Origin of the sequence: Streptococcus penaeicida, from assembly GCF_002887775.1 — a bacterium.
Taxonomy (GTDB): domain Bacteria; phylum Bacillota; class Bacilli; order Lactobacillales; family Streptococcaceae; genus Streptococcus; species Streptococcus penaeicida.
The window spans coordinates 21391-34730 of sequence record NZ_LOCM01000011.1 but is presented as its reverse complement, the minus strand read 5'-3'; the positions used below and the strand labels follow the sequence as shown (position 1 = coordinate 34730).

12 protein-coding genes and 2 pseudogenes are annotated in these 13340 nt (G+C 38.1%); 1 reads left to right on the top strand and 13 read right to left on the bottom strand.

Features of this window, described 5'->3' with window-relative positions; translation table 11 throughout:
* The first annotated feature begins 53 nt into the window (after nucleotides 1-53).
* Nucleotides 54-976 (top strand): annotated as a pseudogene (gene ypfJ / locus AT575_RS02410) (KPN_02809 family neutral zinc metallopeptidase).
* Nucleotides 977-1099: 123 nt separating this feature from the next.
* Here ypfJ and AT575_RS02405 read toward each other — a convergent pair.
* The 13 genes and pseudogenes from AT575_RS02405 to AT575_RS02345 form a co-directional block, all read right to left on the bottom strand.
* Nucleotides 1100-1768 carry an ABC transporter ATP-binding protein gene (locus AT575_RS02405; protein WP_102776998.1) on the bottom strand — a complete coding sequence of 223 codons (669 nt, stop codon included), beginning with the start codon at nucleotides 1766-1768 and terminating at the stop codon, nucleotides 1100-1102.
* A 9-nt stretch (nucleotides 1769-1777) separates the two neighbouring features.
* A pseudogene (locus AT575_RS02400) lies at nucleotides 1778-2859 on the bottom strand (ABC transporter permease).
* A gap of 27 nt (nucleotides 2860-2886) precedes the next feature.
* Complete coding sequence (locus AT575_RS02395; RefSeq protein ID WP_102776997.1) at nucleotides 2887-3261, bottom strand: OsmC family protein; 375 nt, start codon at nucleotides 3259-3261, stop codon at nucleotides 2887-2889.
* Between the two features lie 92 nt (nucleotides 3262-3353).
* Complete coding sequence (gene pheT, locus AT575_RS02390; protein ID WP_102776996.1) at nucleotides 3354-5759, bottom strand: phenylalanine--tRNA ligase subunit beta; 2406 nt, start codon at nucleotides 5757-5759, stop codon at nucleotides 3354-3356.
* A 14-nt stretch (nucleotides 5760-5773) separates the two neighbouring features.
* Nucleotides 5774-6298 (bottom strand): GNAT family N-acetyltransferase, encoded by a 525-nt coding sequence (locus tag AT575_RS02385; RefSeq protein ID WP_102776995.1) that lies wholly within the window; start codon nucleotides 6296-6298, stop codon nucleotides 5774-5776.
* A 46-nt stretch (nucleotides 6299-6344) separates the two neighbouring features.
* Nucleotides 6345-7388 carry a phenylalanine--tRNA ligase subunit alpha gene (gene pheS, locus AT575_RS02380; RefSeq protein WP_102776994.1) on the bottom strand — a complete coding sequence of 348 codons (1044 nt, stop codon included), beginning with the start codon at nucleotides 7386-7388 and terminating at the stop codon, nucleotides 6345-6347.
* Between the two features lie 292 nt (nucleotides 7389-7680).
* Nucleotides 7681-8565, bottom strand: coding sequence for a DNA/RNA non-specific endonuclease (locus AT575_RS02375; RefSeq protein ID WP_102776993.1), 885 nt, complete (start codon nucleotides 8563-8565; stop codon nucleotides 7681-7683).
* 30 nt (nucleotides 8566-8595) lie between these two features.
* Complete coding sequence (locus AT575_RS02370) at nucleotides 8596-8784, bottom strand: DNA-directed RNA polymerase subunit beta (protein WP_102776992.1); 189 nt, start codon at nucleotides 8782-8784, stop codon at nucleotides 8596-8598.
* 2 nt (nucleotides 8785-8786) lie between these two features.
* Nucleotides 8787-10058 (bottom strand): UDP-N-acetylglucosamine 1-carboxyvinyltransferase, encoded by a 1272-nt coding sequence (murA, locus tag AT575_RS02365; RefSeq protein WP_102776991.1) that lies wholly within the window; start codon nucleotides 10056-10058, stop codon nucleotides 8787-8789.
* A gap of 74 nt (nucleotides 10059-10132) precedes the next feature.
* Nucleotides 10133-10357 (bottom strand): DUF1146 family protein, encoded by a 225-nt coding sequence (locus tag AT575_RS02360; RefSeq protein WP_174683085.1) that lies wholly within the window; start codon nucleotides 10355-10357, stop codon nucleotides 10133-10135.
* A 140-nt stretch (nucleotides 10358-10497) separates the two neighbouring features.
* The gene (locus tag AT575_RS02355; protein ID WP_102776989.1) at nucleotides 10498-10914 is read right to left on the bottom strand and encodes a F0F1 ATP synthase subunit epsilon; all 417 of its coding nucleotides are present in this window, start codon (nucleotides 10912-10914) and stop codon (nucleotides 10498-10500) included.
* A 12-nt stretch (nucleotides 10915-10926) separates the two neighbouring features.
* Nucleotides 10927-12333 (bottom strand): F0F1 ATP synthase subunit beta, encoded by a 1407-nt coding sequence (gene atpD / locus AT575_RS02350; protein WP_102776988.1) that lies wholly within the window; start codon nucleotides 12331-12333, stop codon nucleotides 10927-10929.
* Nucleotides 12334-12443: 110 nt separating this feature from the next.
* On the bottom strand, nucleotides 12444-13322 hold the full coding sequence (locus tag AT575_RS02345) for a F0F1 ATP synthase subunit gamma (RefSeq protein ID WP_102776987.1): 879 nt from the start codon (nucleotides 13320-13322) through the stop codon (nucleotides 12444-12446).
* Between the last annotated feature and the right edge of the window lie 18 nt (nucleotides 13323-13340).

The window sequence follows — 13340 nt, the reverse complement described above, 5'->3', positions numbered from 1 at the left end:
AGAAAAATAAATTATAATAGTAATAACAAATAAGCTAAAGAGGAGAAAAAGATATGAAAACAGATGATCTTAGAGAAAGCTCCAATGTCGAAGACGTCGTGGAGAGAGTTCTGGTTCTTATAGCACTGGTGGTGGAGGCGGAGCCGGAATGCTACTGCAACTCCTCTTCTCACGGGGTTCTTGGAAAACGAAACTAATCCTTCTTATCATCATGCTGGTCATGGGAGGAGGAGGGCTATCTGGCATTTTCCCTGGTGGTCAACAATCCAGTACAGGTAATAACCCCTATCAATCCACTGAAGTAAATCGGACAAGTGGTGACAAGGCGAGTGATCAACAAGTCGAATTTGTCAGCAAAGTCTTTGCTTCAACAGAAGATTACTGGACCAAAGAATTTGAGAAACATGGCAAAACCTATAATAAACCAAAACTTGTGCTTTACTCAGGCTCAATTACAACAGCCTGTGGTCAAGGACAAGCCTCTTCAGGACCTTTCTACTGTTCTGGTGATAATAAGGTTTATTTAGACATCTCATTCTACAATGACTTGTCTGAAAAATATGGAGCTGCCGGTGATTTTGCCATGGCCTATGTTATTGCCCACGAAGTTGGTCATCATATTCAAAACGAACTAGGTACTATGAATGAGTATGGTCAAGCTAGACAGGGCAAGAGCGAAGCTGACGCTAACAAACTCAATGTCCAGTTAGAATTACAAGCTGACTACTATGCCGGAGCTTGGGCAAATTATGTCCAAGATGAAGGTCTCTTAGAAAAAGGTGACTTCGAAGAAGCTATGAATGCTGCAAATGCCGTTGGTGACGATACACTACAAAAAGAAACCTATGGTAAAACTGTTCCAGATAGTTTCACTCACGGAACCTCAGAACAACGCCAACGCTGGTTCAACAAAGGCTTTGAATATGGAGATATCGAACACGGGGATACTTTTAGCATTGCTTATAATGATTTATAAAAAATATAAAGACTTGAACATCATTGTTCAAGTCTTTTTTAATTTAATCAAAAATGAAAATAGGATACGTCAATTAATCAGTTACATGCCCAATAACATAATGTTAATATTTTTAAGAACCACTTAGTTTACCACTTTTAAAACACCATCACGAATTTCATAAACTTTATCACAAGATTCAATCATTCGTTTATCGTGTGTAACCATTATAACTGTTTTTTCTTTTTCTTTACACTCTTTAGCTAAAAGTTCTACAACTTCAAAAGCTTTTTCAGTGTCTAAACTTGCTGTAGGTTCATCAGCTAAGACCAAAGCAGGATCGTTATAAAGTGCTCTAGCAATGGCTAGGCGTTGTCTCTCACCACCAGATAAGTCTTTGGGCAGTTTATTTTGAAGATGTAAGATGCCTAACTCTTTAAATAAAGAATCTTTTAAGTCATTCTTTTTTACTTTCATCAACTTATCAACTAATTCTAATTGTTGCTTGGCTGTTAAAAAAGGAATTAGATTTGACGCTTGTAAAATAAACCCAATGTCTTTAAAACGTAACTGCGATCTTTCTTTTTCACTTAAGGTCGTAAAATCATTGCCATTGATTCTTATTTGTCCACTAGAAGGTGTTTGTAGACCACCTGCAAGCGTTAAGAATGTTGATTTTCCTGAACCTGATGGACCTATTATCGCAATAAATTGGCCCTTTTCAGCACTAAAATTAGTTTCTTTAAGTGCTTGTATTTCTGTTTGACCATCCTTAAAAGATTTGACAACATTTTTGAATTCTAAAACATCCATTACATTCTCCTATCCTATAGCTTTCAATGGGTCGATTCGGACAATAGCAAATACTGAAATGAGAGTACCTAAAATTGAAAAAATGATGATACTGATAAAAATGATAGCATAGAATAATCCATTACCATAGAATGGAACTGACTCAGTTAAGAATAACGAAGTACCCCAATTGACAAGTAAACCAAGCTACTCCCTAAGATACTGAGAATGAAAGTTTGCGAAATAACTGCATTTGCAATAGTCTTATTTGAAATGCCTTGAGCCTTCATAATTCCGAAAATAGGTGCTTTCTGGATGGTTAAGACATACATAAAAATTCCAATAATAATTGCTGAAATAACCACTAAAAAGCCTATCATAAAACCAAACGTCATTATTTGAGCCTGGTAACCAGGTAATTTATCTATGAAAGTCTGAACCGGTAATTTTTGAAATGTTTCTTTATCGTACTTATTTAGTTTTCCCCTTATTACAAAAGCATTAACGAATTGATTTTTAGAAGTTAAGCTTACATGCCCACCTGACTTTATAGCATTAAAGTCCTTTAATGTCATATAAACAACTGAGGAAACATTAAAAGTAGCTTTCCTACTCATTCCTACAATTTTCAATTTTTGATCTGAATTAGAAAGATATAAGTCGTCTCCTATCTTATATTTAGACCGTTTAGCGAGAGATTGATCGATGATGACTTCATTAGAAGCTTGAATAGCCCGACCTTTAATCATTTTAGGTTTCAAAAATTCCCTATTATGAATACCAAATAAACTAACTTTTGCTTTATCACTCTCTTTAGGATTTTCTTTATTCCAGACAACAGTATTCATTTGCGCCAAAGAACTTATTTCAGATGCTTCAACTTTTTCTTTATCAGCCTCTGTTAATGTAGATAAATTAAGTGTGCTATTTGCGTTTTTTGATAACAAGACGGTGTCAGCTTTCCAGTGATCAATCGCAGAACGATTTTCTTGAATCAAGCCATTAGCTAAACCTGATAAAAAATACATCAAAAACGCAACTAAAAATAAAAGACCCACAATCAAACTATATCTTAATTTAGACTCTTTCATCTCATTAATGGCTAAAAACATGTCTTACCTCCAATTCAAATTTTATGATTAACAATTACTAGTGAAAAATTTAATCTGAATTTCAACGTTTTCAGCCAGCAATTGACTAACACGACATTTGCTTTTAACGAATTTCAGCACTTTTGCTTCTTCTTCAGGTGTAAACTCATTTTCTAAATAAACATTGAGCGTGAAAGCACGATTTTCATAAGTAGCATCAACTTTTAAGGGCATTTCACTTATCTTGTGGTAAAGATTAAAATAGGATTGAATACACATGGTTACACAAGAAGCTAAGGCAATGTTAAGGAGGCTCATTGGTGTTTCGCCATCTTCAGTGACGCCAAAGAGTTCAACCGGAGTACCATAACCCTTTGAAGTTGTGTGATATAAATAATGTCCAGAAATTTCAGTTTGATACATGCTTTTCCTCCTTTTATCTTTACTATTATAACAAAAAAGAACCCAGTTCCTTACCATTTCGCTTAATGGCAAAGACTGGGTTCTTCTAGAGATTATCTGATCTGTGCGCCTGATTTTTCAACTAAAGCAGAGCTAATTTTTTCCATATATTTAGCAACTTCTTCATCTCGCAAACTTTCTTGCGGATTTTGGAAAGTTAAACTGTAAGCCATTGATTTCTTACCAGGCTCTATATTGGCACCAGCATAGACATCAAAGAGTTTTATATTTTCCAAATATTTAAGACCTAAACCTTCAATAATCGTAAGGATTTCTTGATGGCTTAAGCTATCATCAACCAAGAGGGCAATATCACGAGAAACGGCTGGTTGTTTACTGATTTCTGTAAAAATTTGAGCAGATGTCATGTTTGCCTCTAATGCTTGAAGATTCAATTCGGCCACATAAGTTTCTGGAATTTCATAATCATTAGCCACTTGTGGATGCACCTGACCTAGGAAACCAATTGTCTCTTCACCTAGAAGAATTCTAGCTGTCCGTCCTGGGTGCATGCTTACCATATCCTTTTCTGCCACAAATGTTACCTTAAGGTTTAATTTGGCAAATAGGCTTTCTAAAATACCTTTAGCATAATAGAAATCAACTGCTGTCGCTTGTGTTTGGAAATCTTTCTCAGCAACTAAACCAGTCAAAGCAAAGGCAAAGGTATCAATTTCATTAGGAAGCTCCACTTTAGGATCAGCCTTTTGTTCAAAGACTTTCCCAATTTCATAGATAGCTAAATTCTTTTGCTTACGAGCAACATTGTAGGCAATAGTATCTAACATACCAGAAACAATATTTTGACGTAAAGCCGAACGCTCAATGGTCATCGGCCACATTAATTCCGTCAAGTTGCTGCTTTCAATGGCAAAAGCTTGAGCTTTTTCAGGAGTTGTTAAAGCATAAGAAATAATTTCTGTTAGCCCAGCTCCTTCGGCGATAGCGCGAACACGTCTCCGTAAAACTTGACTTGCGGTCAATTCACCAGCTGTCCCGCCAGCTTCCGGCAAAGTCGTTGGAAGATTGTCGTAGCCGTAGATTCGCGCAATTTCTTCGACCAAATCAGCCTGAATACTAATATCCCAACGACGGCGTGGCACAGAGACAGTGAAGGCTGACGCATCTCCAGACAAGCCAAATCCTAGCTTGGCAAAAATATCTTCAATGTCAGAATAAGCTAAGTCGGTGCCCAAGCGCACATTAACATAGTCTAAAGTTGTTAAAACTTGAACCGCATCCGTCGGTAGGCTACCCGCCTGAGGACGACCAGCAAGGACTTGACCACCAGCCAATTCTTCTAACATAGCTGCCGCAAAATCAAGGGCTTCAATGACTGTATCGTAGTTAACACCTTTTTCAAAACGAGAAGATGACTCTGAACGAAGGTTGAGACGGCCACTTGTTTTACGAATCGATTTACCATCAAACACAGCAGCTTCTAAAACGACATTTTTTGAATTAGCATCAATTTCAGTTGCTTTACCGCCCATAACACCAGCTAAAGCAACTGGTTTGTCATTTACAGTAATAACAATATCTTGATCAATTAAGTCACGTTCTTCACCATCAAGTGTTACTAATTTTTCACCATTGCGGGCTTGACGAGCAACAATATCACCTGATTCAAATTTATTCAAATCAAAAGCATGCATTGGTTGACCAAAATAGAGGAGAACATAGTTGGTAACATCAACAACATTGTTGATTGGACGAATACCAGCATTCATCAAAATATTTTGTAACCATTGTGGACTGGCTTGAATGGTCACATTTTCCACCAGACGGCTAGCGTAAGTCAAAACCTTGTCTGACTCAATAGCAACTGTAATCAAGTCAGAGGCTGCTTTAGAGTTTTCGTGAACTTCTTTTACTGGGAAGTGGACTTCTTTTCCATAAATAGCCGCTACTTCATGGGCAACCCCACGCATTGAAAGGGCATCTGCACGGTTTGGAGTGATCGATAATTCAATGATTTCATCATCCAAATCGAGGTAAGGGAAGATAGAGTCACCTGGTTTTGCATCTTCAGGTAAAATTTGAATACCTTCGGAAAACTCTTTAGGAATAATGGAATCTGGAAGACCTAATTCTTGGAGAGAACAAATCATCCCAAGAGATTCCATCCCTCTGATTTTCCCTTTTTTAATTTTGTAGTTGTCGGCAATACGTGCGCCTGGAATGGCTACTATAACATTAATACCAGCTTGGACATTTGGAGCACCACAAACAATTTGTCTTGGCTCATCATCACCAGTGTCTACCTGACAAAGATGTAAATGGGTTTCAGGAACATCTTCACAAGATAAAACATGACCAACCACTAATTTTGACAGACCCTCAGCAGGGACTTCAACGCCTTCAACTTCGATACCAGTTGTTGACATTTTTTCAGCCAGTTCAGCTGAAGGAACATCGATGTCAACTAACTCTTTTAACCATTTATAAGATACTAACATACTTCACTTTCTTTCTATTTTAAGGCTTTTTTCATTAACCAGTCAGTGTCAACTAGATCACCAACTGCAAAGGAATGTTCAGAGAATTTTTCGAAACCATACTTGCGATAAAGTGCTTGCGCTTTAAAATTATACTCCCAAACACCTAACCAGGCCCAAGTTTTCCCAGAGGCAAAGGCTCTTTCCAAAGCAAACTCAAAAAGAACTTTACCTAAGCCAAGACCTTGGTATTTATTCAACAAATAAATGCGTTGAATCTCAAAAGCATCATCTAACTCATGTTCTGTTTGATCATGACCCCAATTGACTTTCAGGTGGCCAACAATGAGGCCGTTCATTCTTAAAAAGTAAACTTCATTTTCTGAACTTTTTAATTCTTTGCCGAGTACCTCTAAGGTGTAATCTTGCTCAAAAAATTCCTGCAATTGTTGGTCAGTATTATGACCCCCGAATGTTTCGGTAAAGGTCTGGATGGCTAGGTCTCTTAATATTGCGACTTCCTCATCTTTTACCAGGTCAATGGATAGTTCTTTCTGCATGGCAATTCCCCCAAAAATTCATCAATTACTTAGAACAAGACACTTTTTATTTGAATTGTTCTGAAAAACGCATATCTCCCTGATAGAATCCACGAATATCGTTGATTCCATAACGGAGCATGGCGATCCGTTCTTGTCCAAGGCCAAAGGCAAAACCAGAATATTCTTCGGAATTCACGCCTGACATTTCAAGGACACTTGGGTGAACCATACCGGCACCGAGGATTTCAATCCAACCAGTCCCTTTACATACGTTACAACCTTTACCACCACATTTGAAACATGAAACGTCAACCTCTACGGATGGCTCAGTAAATGGGAAGTATGACGGACGAAGACGAATCTTACGTTCCTCACCAAACATTTTTTTGATAATCATTTCCAAGGTTCCTTTTAAGTCACCCATAGAAATATTTTTACCAACCACTAATCCTTCAATTTGGTGGAATTGATGTGAGTGAGTCGCATCATCAGTATCACGTCGGAAAACACGACCAGGAGAAACCATTTTAAGTGGTCCTTTAGAAAAATCGTGTTGGTCTAAAGTCCGAGCTTGAACAGGGCTGGTATGGGTACGCAATAAAATTTCTTCCGTGATATAGAAGGTATCTTGCATATCACGAGCTGGATGATCTTTTGGTAAGTTCATTCGTTCGAAGTTATAGTAATCTTTTTCAACTTCAAAACCATCCACAATTTGGAAACCCATTCCAAGGAAGATATCCTCAATTTCTTCACTGGTTTGTGTTAAAACATGACGATTCCCAAGTGTCATTTGACGCCCGGGTAAAGTAACGTCAATTGATTCAGCATCAAGCTGAGCTTTAATTTTTGCTGCTTCAACCACTTTAGCTTGTTGGTCAAAGGCAGTTGTTAAGACATCGCGCAACTCATTCACTTGCTTCCCAACTAAAGGACGCATGTCTGCCGATAAGTCTTTAAGACCTTTTAACAACTCCGTTAAAGAACCTTTTTTGCCTAAAACTGCCACTTTCAAATCTTGCAGTTCTTTGGCATGATTACCATTAAACTCTTTTAATTGGTCTAAGGTTTGATTTCGTAACGCTTGTAATTGCTCTTGTAAATCCATAATTTTCCCTTCTATTTACGGACAAAAAAAGCGTGTCAAAACTCCATTTATGCGGAGCGTTGACACGCGGTACCATCCGAATTCATCTGCAAAAGCAGACCTTAATTTAACATCATATGTGAGTGAATTCCTTACATTTTCATTAAGAAGGCTTCCAGTCTATGGCCTTCAATCCCTGGTAACTTCCCTGTAATTACTAGTCTCACTGATTGCTATTCAATTATTATTAGTGTATCAAAATTGCTGCAAAAAGACAATAAGATTTATCAGAATATCTTAGAAGATATTGGTACTAGCTAGCTTTCTTCTGATAAGCTTCATTGAAAACTTCACCAGTTTGATAATTCATTTTTAATCCTTTTTGGACATTAGGAATAAAGACATTAAATTCCAGGCTACCATCATCTGATTTGGCTTCCAAATGACTACCACTTGCAATCAGGTTATTACCCTCATATATTAGACTAACCCGGTAACGGACACGCTTATTATTGTCCAAAGCCCGTCTGATTTTCGTCTCATAATAATTCTGTCCAGTTGAATCCTCTAGATATGCCTGATTGGCCCAAGACATTTGAACCGCAATATTTTTGGGGTTACTAGTTGAAGCATCAAAGCCCTTAAGCCCTCCAACAATAGCATAACCCAAAAGATGCCCACGATCGACAGCATGCTCATATTCACCAGAAAGGCCATGAATTTGGTGCCAGCCAACAGGTTTCCAATAAGTATAGCCATTACCAGTCTCATTGCGATCTCGATATTGACGAGTAGAACGAGCTAAAAGTGCATTAGCTCTAGTCGGAAGCATCTTACCTTGAACCATTTTGGTTTCATTATTAGCATAAGGGGGACTAGCAACCTTGGCATTGAGGTCTGTTTTATTATGGTTGATTTCAAAAGCGCCAGCCCCATTCCAGTCAATAGATGGGCCTAATTGTTGCTTAACCTCTTGACTTAAAACTGACGAAGCTAGCTGATAAGAAGGGGTGTCAGGATTGTTTGATTCCCTACGACTAACTTGACTACTACTCGTTCCTGAGATGCTTCGCAATATACTTTGAAAAGCGTTATTGTTTGCTAATTGATCCCCTTGAGATAAAGCAGTTACGGCAGCTATTAGCAGAGCTAGCAGAATCGAATTCCTTTTTTTTCCATTAAAAGTCTTTTTTGCCATTATTCCTCACAGTTAAAAAGTAGGCTAAGCCTACTTTCCAGTAAATTTGTTTATTAATTCAGTCCACTTGTCCATGGATAATATGGATGAGGCATGATGACCATCGCCAAAAACACTATAGCCAAGCATCAAACCAATTGCTAAAAAGGCACAGGCAAGTAGAGCAATGACTATGAGCAAGCCAACTTGCTTAAGTACATATTTCCATCCGCTTGTCATTTTTAGTCCTCACTTATACGTTCGATTTTTGCTCCCAATTTTGCTAATTTTTCATGGAATTTATAATAGCCACGATCCAAATGCGTTAACTTTGTAACAGTTGTTTTACCTTGCGCAACCATTCCACTTAGGATAAGGGCCGCACTAGCACGTAAATCTGTCGACATAACGGGAGCACCTTGTAATGGGTGACCACCATGAATCATTGCAGTGTCACGTAAAATTTCAGAATGAAGCCCCATCCGACGCATTTCTTCTAAATGTTGGAAACGATTTTCAAAGACCGTTTCAATCATGGTTGATTCTCCATTAACAACAGCCATTAAAGAAGTAAATTGGGCTTGCATATCTGTAGGGAAACCAGGGTGTGGTAAGGTTTTAACAGTAACTGGTTTTAACTTATTAGTATCTGATTTAACACGAATACCTTCTGCTTCCTCAGTCACTTCAACACCCATTTCTTTTAGTTTTGAAATCAAAGGACGATTGTGTTCCCAAACGGCATCTTTAACCAAGACATTACCAGATGTCATGGCAGCTGCTACCATAAAGGTGCCGGCTTCGATTCGGTCTTGAACAACATCATGCTCAACACCGTGCAATTGGTCAACCCCTTTAATAGTTAAAGTTTCCGTTCCGGCACCTTTGACCTTGGCACCCATTTTATTAAGTAATTGAGCCAAGTCAACAATTTCAGGTTCACGTGCAGCATTTTCGATGATAGTTGTTCCTTCTGCCAAGGTCGCTGCCATCATCAAGTTTTGTGTGGCACCAACTGATGGGAAGTCCATATAAATAGTGGCACCTTTAAGACGTTCTGCACTAGCTGTGATATCACCATTGCTTTGCTTGATTTCAGCACCCATTGCTTCCAAGCCTTTTAAATGTAAGTCTATCGGACGGCTACCAATTGTGCAGCCTCCTGGCATTGACACTTTGGCATGACCATTTCGAGCTAAAATTGGGCCTAAAACAACAATTGAAGCGCGCATTTGACTAACGTATTCATAAGGAGCTTCGTCAAGAATTGGACCTGAAGCATCGACAGTTATTTCGTTTGCTTCTTCTTTAAATTCAACAGGGATATTAAGGCCACGAACCACATTGTTCATGGTAAAAACATCGGAAAGGATTGGGACATTTCGTAAAATGGTTTTTCCTTCTGATGGTAGGATTGTCGCTGCTAACAAAGGAAGGACTGCATTCTTAGCTCCTTCAATAACAACTTCACCTTCTAATCTGGTGTTCCCACCTTCAATAATAATTTTATCCACAATTTTCTCCATTTCATTTGTCTATATAATATAAAATTATATCACATTTCTCATTTACTATCTGAAAACGAGCACTAAAAGAGTGTTTGACTCATTGCAATTAATTCTAACATAAAATGACTAACCAAGTAACCCATGATGATTGCAAGAAAGAAAACAAAGAGCTTTAATTTACCAATATTTTCAGGCGTCATTTTTATGATTTTTGACCATTCAAAAAGGCTTAATAAGAGTTGAAAGCTAATGCCAATAAAAAGCAAATGACTGATCAATTTTAATAAATTATTGATATATTCCATAGGCATATTATACCAAAAGTCTTGCTGCAAAAATAGAATAATGACTAAATAAAAAAAACAAGTCAAATCTAATCCAACTTATTTTAAAAACTTAAAATAATAAAAATCAGCAATCGTCATTTTATGGCGATTGCTGATTTTTATTTATTTCCAACGCTAATCCGGTTAAGGGCACGTTGAAGAGCAATTTCTGCACGACGGGCTTCATTGATATCCTTACTTGATTTAGCTTCTTCAATTTGGCGTTCTGCTCGTTGCTTAGCACGTTCAGCACGACTAATATCAATGTCACGAGAGCGTTCAGCAGAGTCTGCTACAATAGTAACAACATTATCTTTAACTTCAATAATTCCACCATTAATGGCAATCCAATCGACATGATTATCATCATCAGTCCGACGGATTTTCATTTCATGGATAACTAACGGTGCAATAATATTGATATGTTTAGGTAAAATACCCATCTCACCCTCAGGTGTGGTAACTGAAATAAATTTTGCTTGATGGTCATACTTGACCCCATCTGGTGTCACGACTTGAACAGTCATATGTGTCATAGTGGAACCTCACTAATATCCCATTTTTTTAGCTTTTTCAAGGACATCTTCAATTGGTCCAACTGAACGGAAAGCATCTTCAGGAATATGGTCATATTTACCATTGAGAATTTCTTTAAAGCTACGAACAGTGTCTACAACTGGAACATAAGAACCTGGTTGACCTGTAAATTGTTCGGCAACATTAAAGTTCTGTGATAAGAAGAACTGAATCCGACGAGCACGCCCTACTAAAGTTTTCTCATCATCTGATAACTCATCCATACCTAAGATTGCAATAATATCTTGCAATTCACGATAACGTTGTAAAACACGTTGAACTTCAGTAGCAACAGCATAATGCTCTTCACCAACAATTTCAGGTGATAGGGCACGAGAGCTAGAAGCTAACGGGTCCACGGCTGGGTAGATACCCATTTGTGTTAATTTACGTTCCAAGTTGGTTGTTGAATCAAGATGGGCGAAAGCCGTTGCCGGCGCTGGATCGGTATAGTCATCGGCTGGCACGTAAATAGCCTGAATAGAGGTAACTGATCCTTTTTTCGTTGAGGTAATCCGTTCTTGTAATTGACCCATCTCAGTTGCAAGCGTTGGTTGGTAACCTACGGCTGATGGCATCCGACCTAGCAAGGCAGATACTTCGGACCCAGCTTGAGTGAAACGGAAGATATTGTCAATGAATAAAAGAACGTCTTGGCCTTCTACATCACGGAAATATTCTGCAATCGTAAGACCAGTCAAGGCAACACGCATACGTGCTCCTGGGGGTTCATTCATCTGACCAAATACCATGGCTGTTTTCTCAATAACGCCAGATTCTTTCATTTCCCAATAAAGGTCATTTCCTTCACGAGTTCTTTCACCAACACCGGTAAATACAGAAATACCACCATGTTCTTGGGCGATGTTATGGATTAATTCTTGAATAAGAACGGTTTTACCAACTCCGGCACCACCGAAAAGTCCAACTTTACCACCTTTTAAGTAAGGGGCAAGAAGGTCAATAACTTTGATCCCTGTTTCAAGAATTTCTGATGACGTTGATAATTCATCAAAAGCTGGTGCTTTTTTATGAATTGGTTCACGTTCAGCATCTTCAGCGAATGGTGCTTCCAAGTCAATGGTTTCACCAAGTACGTTAAAGACACGACCTAAAGTTTCTTTACCAACTGGTACACTTATTGCCCGGCCAGTATCCAAAACTTCCAATCCACGAGTAAGCCCATCAGTTGATTCCATAGCGATTGTTCGAACCATGCCATCCCCTAATTCTAGGGCAACTTCAAGTACGATTTTATCTTTTTTATCGCTATCTTTATAAACTATCAATGCATTATTAATCTCTGGAAGTTTTTCCCCATTCGCAAACACAACGTCTACGACGGGTCCTACAACCTGAGCAATTTTGCCTGAGCTCATTAATTTCTCCTTATGTCAATTTGTAAACAAGTGACTCTTTTGAGCCAATGTTTATGGGTGTTTTAATAAATGACATGCCTAAATAGCAAAAGAATTACCTTAAAAACTATTTATTCTAATGCATTTGCTCCAGCGACAATTTCCGTAATTTCTTGGGTAATTGCAGCTTGACGAGCGCGATTATATTGAATGGTTAAGTCACTGATAACATTTTTTGCATTATCCGTTGCCGTTTGCATGGCGGTCATTCCCGCAGCGTGCTCGGCTGTTTTTGCATCAATAATAGCTCCGTATATTAAACTTTCTGTAAACTGTGGGAGTAATTGATTTAAAATGGTATCACGATCAGGTTCTAGTTCAAATCCTAGTACACCATCATCAGTTGCTTCTTCAGCAACCAAATCAGAAATAGGAAGCATTTGTTGAACACGGACCTGACTTGTTAAGCTGTTGACATGGTGATTGTAACAAACATATAATTCATCAAAAATTTCATTTTGGTACATATCAACGGATTGTGAAATGATTTTAGCAACTTCCTCAAAAGTTGGTTGATCTGCCAACCCTCTTAATTCAAAAGCGACATTCATTCCTCTGGCTTTGAAAAAGTCTGTTCCTACACTACCAATCGAAATAATGGCATAATCACCATCTTGGTGATATTCTTCAACCATTTCCATAATTGATTTCAAGATTTTTGAGTTATAGCCACCGACTAAACCTTTGTCTGATGTAATGACAATATAACCGGTTTTTTTAACGGGTCTTGAAACCAACATAGGATTACTTGAAGTTCCACCAGATAATTCGGCTTTCAAAAAGTCCGTTGTTATTTGACGAATTTTAGAGGCATAAATTTGAAAATCACGCGCAGCTTGTTCAGATTTAACAAGTTTTGCTGAAGAAACCATCCGCATGGCACTTGTAATTTTACTTGTTTTCTCAGTTGAAACAATTTTTGCTTTAATTTCACTTAGAGAGCCTGCCATACTGAAATCCCTCCCCTA